The sequence below is a fragment of the Limnobacter litoralis genome (assembly GCF_030160455.1).
Lineage (GTDB): Bacteria > Pseudomonadota > Gammaproteobacteria > Burkholderiales > Burkholderiaceae_B > Limnobacter > Limnobacter litoralis.
Genome location: NZ_BSOJ01000014.1, coordinates 1 through 9237, shown reverse-complemented (window position 1 = coordinate 9237; position 9237 = coordinate 1). Strand labels below are relative to the sequence as shown.

Sequence of the window (9237 nt, the reverse complement as noted above, 5' to 3'; positions counted from 1 at the left end):
CGGGTGTTCTAAAGGTGCCGCAGATCAATACATGCAGGACTTCGCGCGTATCTTTGGATTAAAGACGGTGGTCTTCAGGCATTCCTCCATGTACGGGGGACGGCAGTTTGCCACGGTAGATCAGGGCTGGGTGGGTTGGTTCTGTCAAAAGGCTGTTGACATTAAAAACGGAGAAACCAGGCCCTTTACGATCTCAGGAAGTGGCAAACAGGTGCGTGATGTGCTGCACGCCGATGACATGATCAGCTTGTATTACACGGCACTGAATCAGATTGAGAGAATCAAAGGTCAAGCCTTTAACATTGGGGGCGGAATGGAGAACAGCCTATCGCTTCTGGAGTTGTTTGCACTGCTCGAACAAGAAACGGGATGCAAGATGAATTACACGAACCTTCCGCCCAGAGAGAGTGATCAAAGGGTGTTTGTAGCCGATTTGGCGAAGATAAAAAAACTGATTGGATGGAAGCCACAAGTATCCAGTGCTGAGGGGGTAAGTCGCATGGTCAAATGGGTTGAGCAGCGATGAACCAATTCCCCAAAATAAGTGTTTTAATTCCGGTTTATAACCGTGAAGATTTTATTGAAGAATGTATTCGTTCTGCACTTGATCAAGACTATCCAAACTTTGAAGTGATTGTTGTGGATAATTGCAGCACGGATAAGACGATGCATATCTGCAAGGAGCTAGAGAAGAAGGACGAAAGACTGCATGTTTATCAGAATGAGACCAATGTGGGTCCTGTAAGAAACTGGCTCAAATGCTTAGAATATTCGACAGGTGGTTATATAAAGATCCTATTTAGTGATGATTTGTTATTGAAGGGCGCTTTAAGGAAATTTATTAAGCCATTTAACACGAATAAAAATTTGGGTATCGTGGTGTCAACTGTGCAGTTAGGTGAGTGTGTAGATAAATCATATCAATATTACTGGACTAAAAAATCCAGATTAATTGATAGAGAGGAGTACTTGCGACGTCTCTTGGTGGCCGACATACCTTACAGTCCATGTGCTGCGATTATAAAAAGAGATCTTTTTAAAAGATATCTTAATTGTGACATACAGACGAAATATCAAACAGATTTTTTTTCTCATGGTGCTGGGCCGGATGTTATGGTTCAGCTAAATTCTGTGTGGCAGACGGGATGTGCTTATCAGATAAGTGAACCATTGGTTTTTTTTAGAAGTCATCAAGATTCACTTACTTTTAAAAATTTAAAAAATGAGGTAAGAAATGGATATATGGCTACATTGTCAAGTTTCTTGGTCTTGAATGGAAGAGTTGGGTTAGCCTATGCCTTCTTATTCGGTGGATGGTTAGGTGGGGGTGAAAATGTTCACGAAAAATTTACTAATTACTGTAGAAATTTTGTGGATGTGCACCCTTCGTTTTCCTACTTAAGATTTTTTACTGCTTTACTCAGCCTTTCTTATAATAGGATTAAGAAAAAGATAAATTTCCGAATCGCAAACAGAATATATAATTAATGGCTACGTACTTTTTAACATCAATTCCACCAAAACTGTCAAGGGTTAACAAGTCTGGCCTTGATATTGGTGAAAGTTATCAGACTTTCTGCATTCAAAGTTGGTCTGAGGTTGCTGATTTTTTGATTTCTTTTAATTCTGAAAATGAGTTTTTTAATTTAAATTTTGAATCGAATCTTCACGTAAAGCGTACTTCAAAGGATGCGAAAATTCTAGTTGGTCGTCCTTTAGTATTTTTATCAGATTTCATTGATTTTATTAAAACTCTTGATGATGATGATCTTGTGATATTGGGGAATGCTGATGTATTTTTTCTAAACAAAGAAAAGATTTTTGAATTAATAAAGGTTATCGAAAATAATGAGGTTTGTGCTTTCCGTCGTTTGAATTTAGAAAAACTCGACTCCGTCGGTGGCGAATCCTATGCAGTGGGGCTTGATGTATTTTTGTCTAAAGCGAAAAATTTTAAATTAATAGACCCCAGTGGGTTTGTGTTTGGTGAACCGTGGTGGGATCATTTTATTGCGGTGTTTTTCTTGAAAATAAACATTAATTTAATGATTTATGAGGAAAATGCTGTTGGGCATCTAATTCATCCCGAAAAATGGAATAGAGAAAACTGGACTAAATTCGGTGAGAAATACCTATATAAAATTTCAATTTCAAGTATTTCTAAGTTTGCGGAATGTAGTATTTTTTTGGTATACTTAAATAAGGCAGTGGCCTTTCTTAAATCTCTCTGCAGATTCAGGATGATGGGGATTTCTAGGGATTCTTGCTTTAAGTTTTACTATTTAAACTATATTTCTAGCTTGAATGTGAGAATTATGAATAAGTGCCTCACACATTTGAATTGATCAATGTTTCGGCGAAGTAATCAATAGTTTTTTGCAGACCTTCTTCCAGCTTCACTGTCGGCTCCCACCCCAGCTTTTCCTTCGCCAGCGTAATATCAGGCTGGCGTTGTTTCGGGTCGTCCTCAGGCAGGGGTTTAAACGTCAATTCGCTCTTGCTGCCAGTTAGTTCGATCACTTTTTTGGCCAGTTCCAGCATCGTAAACTCACCCGGATTTCCGAGGTTTACGGGGCCGGTGAATCCTCTCTCGGTGTTCATCAAGCGGATGAATCCTTCGATCAAATCGTCCACATAGCAAAAACTGCGGGTCTGGTTGCCTTCACCATAAATCGTGATGGGTTCGCCTCGTAGGGCCTGCACGATGAAATTACTGACCACCCGCCCGTCGTTCGGGTGCATGCGCGGCCCGTAAGTATTGAAAATGCGTGCCACCTTGATGTTCAGGTCGTGTTGTCGGTGGTAATCAAAAAACAGCGTTTCAGCGCAGCGTTTGCCTTCGTCGTAACAACTTCGAAAACCGATCGGGTTCACGCGCCCCCAGTAGCTTTCTGGCTGGGGGTGCACTTCCGGGTCGCCGTACACTTCGCTGGTACTGGCCTGAAAAATTCTCGCCTTCACCCTTTTGGCCAAGCCCAGCATATTAATCGCCCCGTGCACGCTGGTTTTCGTGGTCTGCACCGGGTCGTGCTGATAATGCACTGGGCTGGCAGGGCAGGCCAGGTTGAAAATCTCGTCGATTTCCAGATACAGCGGGAAGGTGACGTCGTGCCGAATCAGCTCAAAATAGGGGTTCGACAGCAGGTGGGCCACGTTTTCCTTTGAACCGGTGAAGAAATTGTCGACACAAATCACCTCGTGCCCGTCGTTCAACAGCCGCTCACACAGATGTGAACCCAAAAAGCCGGCCCCACCAGTCACCAAAACACGTTTTTTCATGCTTGCCCGCTGACGCAGAAGTTAGACAAGACTCCATTATCTGCGATTTTAAAGGTCTTTAACCTTCACAAGGCGCTTGAAAATTCAAATAGCTGTAGATCGCTTTGCCTTGTTTTTGATTTGTGCGACGATTTCAGCTTTGCTCTGCTTGAGCAATCCGATATCGGATGGACTCAAAACTCTCGATTTTTTCGAGATATCTTGCTTCTGATTCAGTAAGGCAGTCGAGGCTGTGACCGAACTTGTCCGGCCACCAGGACTCAAGATTTTTTCCATGTTTATCTCTAAGTCTTTGTAAAGTTTGAGATTCTAGGCATATTGTGGCCGAGTAGGGCTTTCCGGTCAATACAGTGGCGGCAACCACACGACCGCCTTTGTCTAAAATGTAACCTCGCAGGTTTGCCAATGTGCCGCCTTGGCCTACGAAATCGTCAACGAGCAAGTAATTCCGGTTGCGAATAATAGTTCCTGTAAACATCGCCTGATGGGCAATGCGATGTATTCCGCTTGCACCGGTGTGGCTTACCACATTGGTTTGTACAACGTCAGTGTCGGATTCGAAGCCAGTTTTTTCTTCAAGCAACTCAGCCAATGCAGCAGGAATCGCATTTACACCACTAGATTCCAAGGCATGTGCCGAAACCAGGATGGGTAGCTCGGTTGCATAGCGGTCTATTAGGCTTTTAGTAACGCTTGGCGACACTAGCTCGCTCACCAACCTGAACGCAGCTTCCGGATCACCCGATTTCGATGCATTGTAAAGGGGGTGCTTCTTAACTGCACTTTCAGGTGAATGAATGGATACGGGCGGAAAGTTACTCCAAGGATAACGTGGTGGAAAGTGCATAGTACCTGTCGATTTGTTGCGAGTGCGGTGGGTTCTGACGGAAGGATACAGGTCCGCAAAATACTCGCCAACATCTTGCCTCTGATGTTTTAATCCGCACTCATCCACTCGGTATCACCCACCCTAGGCACATTTCTCCCCATCCAGCCCATCCCTGTAGGGTTGCAGGTTTGTCTGCACTCCACAGGTCAAACGCGTGTCGCAATTCATTTCACTGTCTGCCAACCCCTTGCCCAGCACTAAGAAGTTGTTGGTACGGGAGTTTCCAAATCGTCTGTGGTTATTTGTAGGCGCGTCTGTTCAGTTGTCTCCCTGGTTGCTTCTTCATCGCATCGCACATTCAAACGTGGATTTGGAAATGTTTTTGTCATTTCCCAATGCGGGCTATGGCACAAACAAGTCGAACGCACTCGAAATCGCGCAGTGCTTTGAGCTTTTCGATGTGCATGCTCGCAATCACCCGCAAGGCAGAGAACTGATTGACCTCGTTGAAGACGCACTGGCGAGCGCCCAAATACGCGCTGTCCGGCTGCCTGACAACGCTGACAATTACGCAAACCTGCTCAAGTCAAACAGTTTTTTCTGGGTTGCTACCGAAGACGGACAGGCAAGTGGCAACAGCATTACCCAGCTTGAGAACAAACTGATTATTGAATTGGGCGGACTGATGGTGGCCAGGTGGGCGGCTTATGACAAAGAACAGGCCAATCTAGTTCATCAATCCTGGTTGGCAAAGGCAAAGCTGTATGGTGGTGCAGTACTAGAGGGTGGAAAAAAGGGCGCTCAAGGCTTTGTCAAAGGTCTTGACGATCTGGCAGAGGTCGTCGTCAGTGCTCCCCATGGAATTGCCCAAGCTGTTGGCAATTTTCACTTTGACATCAGCAAGTCAGATTTTGAACAGCTTCAGAAAAATCTGATTGTTGCTGGCTACGGCTTTTTTAACTCGGATGCATTGCTTCGAAAGGCACTTGAACAGGGCATCTATATTCTCAACATTCTGTTTCGTCACCCCCGAATCTTTCAGGCCATTTATTTGTTCATTCTGGGGCAGGGCGAATCCACCAGTCTGTTGATGGCTTTGCGTGGTGGCTCAGAAGGTGTGGTCAGAATTTGTCTGGAACTGGCTTTGGCACTTTCCACAGCAGACTTAACCGCTGCTGCAGGCACCGCTCTGAAAGTGGGATCCAACGCCGCCAAGGCAGCTGTTGCGGGTACCGAAACGGCGCGGAAAGTGTCGGAAATGGTTGGCCCATTTTCCCGCCATGCAATTGACTTGATGACCGATCTGTATCGATTAATTGTCAAACCCACCAGTGCAGTAGAGGAAGTATCCACGGCAGGGCAGGCTGCTGAATCGGTGAGTGTTTTGAAATCGGCAGCCAAGGCAGCAGACAAAGAAGCCAACATGGCAAGATCGGCTGAGAAGACGGTTGCTAAAGCAGAAAAAACTGCAGGCGCCAACGCCCGCTGCGCCGCCAACACCTGCACCGGTGGCGAACCGATTGACATGTTCACCGGGGCCGAACTGCTGCAGCTCACCGACTTTGCACTGCAGGGCAATATTTCACTGCCTTGGCAGCGCACCTATCGATCCAACCAGCTTAAAAACACGGGCATGGGCTGCGGTTGGGCAAGCCCCATCAGTCAGCGCCTGTTTGCCAGGCAGCACGCAGGCAAGGCGCAAATGGTGTTGCTCGACCAAGAGGGTCGCGAGATCTACTTCGACTGGCCGCAAGGCTGCATCCATGCCGTTAACCCGCATGAGCAGCTTGAATTGCAGCAAAAAGATGGCCTTTTCATGGTTCGGTCAAGCGCAGCCACGCAAAACCCCGACAGCCACATCGAGAGGCACTTCCAGCCACAGTCCGAAGTGGCGGCAGGGCAGTGGGTATTGGCCCGCTACCAAGACCCCCACGGCAACGCCATCCACTTTCATTACGACCAAAGCCCAAGCGGTCTACCCGTTCGCATTTCCAACACCGAAGGACGTGAAATCAGGCTGCACTGGCAAGACGGGCTGTTGACCAGTGTACAAAGCGGCCAGCAAACGCTGGCAAGCTACACCTACACCCTGGGTGAAGACAAGCGCCCCGACCTGGCCAGCGCAGCAGACGCGCTGGGGCAGGCCGAGCATTACACCTACCAGCACCATGTGTTTGCCACGCGCAGCCTGAAGACGGGCTACACCTTTCACTTTGAATGGGAAGGGCAGGGCGAATCGGCCCGCTGCGTGCAGCAATGGGGCGACCCAGTCCATGGGCAAGCAACCTACCACTACCGCTTTGAATGGAACCCGGCTGCGCGACAAAGTGCGGTCATCGACACCCGGGGCGGGCGCACCACCTACCAGTTCAATGCGCAAGGGCTGCCGCTCCAAATCACCGATCCTGAGGGTGGCATTGTTCAGTTTGAATACGACGAATACGGCCGCTTGCTGCGTCAAACCGACCCGCTGGGCAACACCGATCTGTTTGCCTACGATGCGCAAGGGCGCTTGCTAAGCCACACCAACAAGGCTGGGCACATTCGCACCTTTGAGAACAGCGATACTTTGCTGCCCACCGAGTACAAGGGCCACCGTTACACCTACACGGCCCAAGGGCTGGTGCAAAGCCACACCGACCCTGCAGGCCGAACCACCCGCTACGTCTGGAACAACAAAGGCCAACTGCAGGCCGTGCGTACGCCCACTGGCCAGCACATTCGCTACCAGCACACCGAGGGCGGCGGCTTCAGCAACGTGGCCGCCATTGTGGCGCCCAACGCCCACGGGCAAGAATCCATTCAGCGCTTTGAATACGATGCTTTGGGCCAATGCACCGCGGTTACAAGCCCACAGGGCCAAACCACGCGCTACCAATACAATGCCCAGGGTTTGCTGACCAGCATTGCCAACGCGCACCAGCGCCTTGAATACGCCTACAACGGCCTTAGCCAAGTGGAACACAAAGCCTTGTACCAGGGCGACAAACTGGTCAGCAAGCTGCATTACCACTACGACGGCGAACGCAACCTGATCGGTCTGACCAACGAGAAAGGCGAGCGCTACCACCTGAAATACGACCAAGCCGAGCGCCTGATCGAAGAACAGGGCTTTGACGGGCGCACCCGCCGTTACCAGTACAACCGCGCCGGCCACTTGCTGGCCAGCATGGAGGTGGACCCCAACCCCAAAACCCCGGCCGCGCTGCAAGTGTTGGCCCGCACCCAGTACAAGCGCAACGCCCTTGGCCAGGTGCTCGAACTGGTGGCCATCGACCACTGCGCGCTGGGCCAGCTCCACAGTGGCACCACACAAAGCACCAGCCAGTTTGAATACGACGCGCTGGGCCGCCTTTCGACTGCCCGCAATGCCCACACCAGACTGCAGTTTGCGTACAACGACGACGGCCAACTGGCGCAGGAAAAGCAGGGCGACCTTACCCTGACCCACACCTACAACGCGCTGGGGCAACGCACCCAAACCACGCTTGAACAGCCGCAGGGCGAGGGTACACAGCAGGAAGCCATCACCTACCAGTGGGACGAAAGCCCCACCGGCACCGCCCAGCTTCAAACCATGGCCTACAACGGTCAGCAGCTGCTAGGCCTGCAACACAACGACCTGGGGCTTGAAACCGCACGCACGCATTCCAACCAGCTGTGTACGGAAAGCCAATACGATCCGCGAGGAAGGCTGCTGGAACAACGCACGCTGAAAGAGCGCACCTTGAAACAAAGCGCCATCATTGAACGGCGCTACCACTACGACGCCCAGGGGCGTATTGGTCAAATTGACGACCTGCTGCGCGGCACCACCCAGTACCACTACGACCCGCTAAGCCGCTTGAAAAGCGTGCAAGGCCCTGTGCCCGAGCAGTTTCTGTTCGACCCCGCCAGCAACTTGCTTGGCATGATCGATGCCGAACAAAGCGATCAAATCAGCCAGCCCCCTCAACCTGCCGCAACTGGAAATCGGCTGGCCATGCAAGGTGACCAGCACTTCAGTTACGACGCGCTGGGCCGCCGCACCGAAAAACGTTGGGGCAAAGGCCAGCGCTTCAGGCAGGCCTACCGCTACAACGCCCACAGCCAATTGGCCCTGGTGCAAACCAAGGGCGAACAAACCCGCTACCAGTACGACCCACTGGGCAGGCGAATTTTAAAAGTCAGTGAAGACGATCAGACGCGCTTTTACTGGCTGGGCGATTGTTTGCTGAAAGAGGTACAGACCAGCGCAGCCAAGGGCAACGAAAGCAGCACCTATTTGTTCGAGCCCGAGCAAGGCAACGGCGAAAGCTTCAAACCTGTGGCGGTGGTCAAAACAGACGCAGCACGGCCAGAAGGCGCGGTGTATCACATCCACACCGACCACTTGGGCACGCCACAAGAAGTCAGCAATGCAGAAGGTCAAATAATCTGGGCTGCTCAGTATCGGGCGTACGGGGCGCTAAAGCGGCAACTGAAAGTAGCCGGCAGCGACGTGCACGTTGATGATCACCCAGACCGAAGCTTCACGCAAAACCTGCGCTTTATGGGGCAGTACTTCGACGAGGAAACCGGGCTACACTACAACCGACATCGCTACTACGACCCAGAGTGTGGGCAGTTCACCACCCAAGACCCGATTGGTTTGATGGGTGGGTTGAACAACTACCAGTACGTGCCAAACCCGGTGAGTTGGGTGGATCCGTTGGGGTTGGTGTGTGAGGTCTATCATTTTAATATGGTAGAAAATCCTGGTCCGCTAGCCTCATTGCCTGGAAGTCCGGCTGCCAATTTTGCTGGCGGTAAATACAATCAAAAAGTGTTGCAAGAGGATACGATCTACTACAGAGGCGGAGCCTCGGGGGGGCGGTAAAAAGGCGCTTGGGCAATGGTTTAATGCAAGCCCACCTGAGTCAGTGGCGAAGGTACGCATTGACAATGCTGTTAAGCCTCAGTGGATAAACCCAGATACTTTGGAGTTACAGAGTTCGTCTCCGGTTGATGCGGTATACGCAATCAAGATTCCAAAAGGCACGACTGTTTACGAAGGGCCAGTGGGTTATCAAGGTGGAGCCTATTTAGGGACACACTGATTTATTCCCCCGACTCCCTTGGGTCTACGCGGAGTTGAGTAAACTTGAGAA

Annotated in this window: 6 protein-coding genes; 4 read left to right on the top strand and 2 right to left on the bottom strand. The window is 50.3% G+C overall.

Annotation, left to right across the window (positions count from 1 at the left end; genetic code table 11):
- The 3 genes from QQJ87_RS07060 to QQJ87_RS07050 form a co-directional block, all read left to right on the top strand.
- The coding region (locus QQJ87_RS07060) for an NAD-dependent epimerase/dehydratase family protein (RefSeq protein ID WP_284280832.1) at positions 1–526 on the top strand (526 nt) is incomplete at its 5' end.
- Positions 523–1488 carry a glycosyltransferase family 2 protein gene (locus QQJ87_RS07055; protein WP_284280831.1) on the top strand — a complete coding sequence of 322 codons (966 nt, stop codon included), beginning with the start codon at positions 523–525 and terminating at the stop codon, positions 1486–1488. The genes QQJ87_RS07060 and QQJ87_RS07055, both read left to right, overlap by 4 nt.
- Positions 1488–2345, top strand: a complete 858-nt coding sequence (locus QQJ87_RS07050) for a hypothetical protein (RefSeq protein WP_284280829.1) — start codon at positions 1488–1490, stop codon at positions 2343–2345. Before QQJ87_RS07055 ends, QQJ87_RS07050 begins: the two co-directional genes overlap by 1 nt.
- Here the strand turns inward: QQJ87_RS07050 and QQJ87_RS07045 are convergent.
- The gene (locus QQJ87_RS07045) at positions 2329–3279 is read right to left on the bottom strand and encodes a UDP-glucuronic acid decarboxylase family protein (RefSeq protein WP_284280827.1); all 951 of its coding nucleotides are present in this window, start codon (positions 3277–3279) and stop codon (positions 2329–2331) included. The two genes, QQJ87_RS07050 and QQJ87_RS07045, sit on opposite strands and share 17 nt — an antisense overlap.
- Positions 3280–3412: 133 nt before the next feature.
- Positions 3413–4234 carry a phosphoribosyltransferase gene (locus QQJ87_RS07040; protein ID WP_284280826.1) on the bottom strand — a complete coding sequence of 274 codons (822 nt, stop codon included), beginning with the start codon at positions 4232–4234 and terminating at the stop codon, positions 3413–3415.
- 250 nt (positions 4235–4484) lie between these two features.
- Between QQJ87_RS07040 and QQJ87_RS07035 the strand changes: the two genes are divergently transcribed.
- A complete protein-coding gene (locus QQJ87_RS07035) occupies positions 4485–8966 on the top strand; it encodes an RHS repeat-associated core domain-containing protein (RefSeq protein ID WP_284280825.1) in 4482 nt (1493 codons plus the stop codon).
- Positions 8967–9237 lie beyond the last annotated feature (271 nt).

Excerpts from the sequence above, each read along its gene's own strand:
- QQJ87_RS07055 (WP_284280831.1), top strand. The coding sequence starts at position 523 with ATGAACCAATTCCCCAAAATAAGTGTTTTAATTCCGGTTTATAACCGT.
- QQJ87_RS07050 (WP_284280829.1), top strand. The coding sequence starts at position 1,488 with ATGGCTACGTACTTTTTAACATCAATTCCACCAAAACTGTCAAGGGTT.
- QQJ87_RS07035 (WP_284280825.1), top strand. The coding sequence starts at position 4,485 with ATGTTTTTGTCATTTCCCAATGCGGGCTATGGCACAAACAAGTCGAAC.
- QQJ87_RS07045 (WP_284280827.1), bottom strand. The coding sequence starts at position 3,279 with ATGAAAAAACGTGTTTTGGTGACTGGTGGGGCCGGCTTTTTGGGTTCA.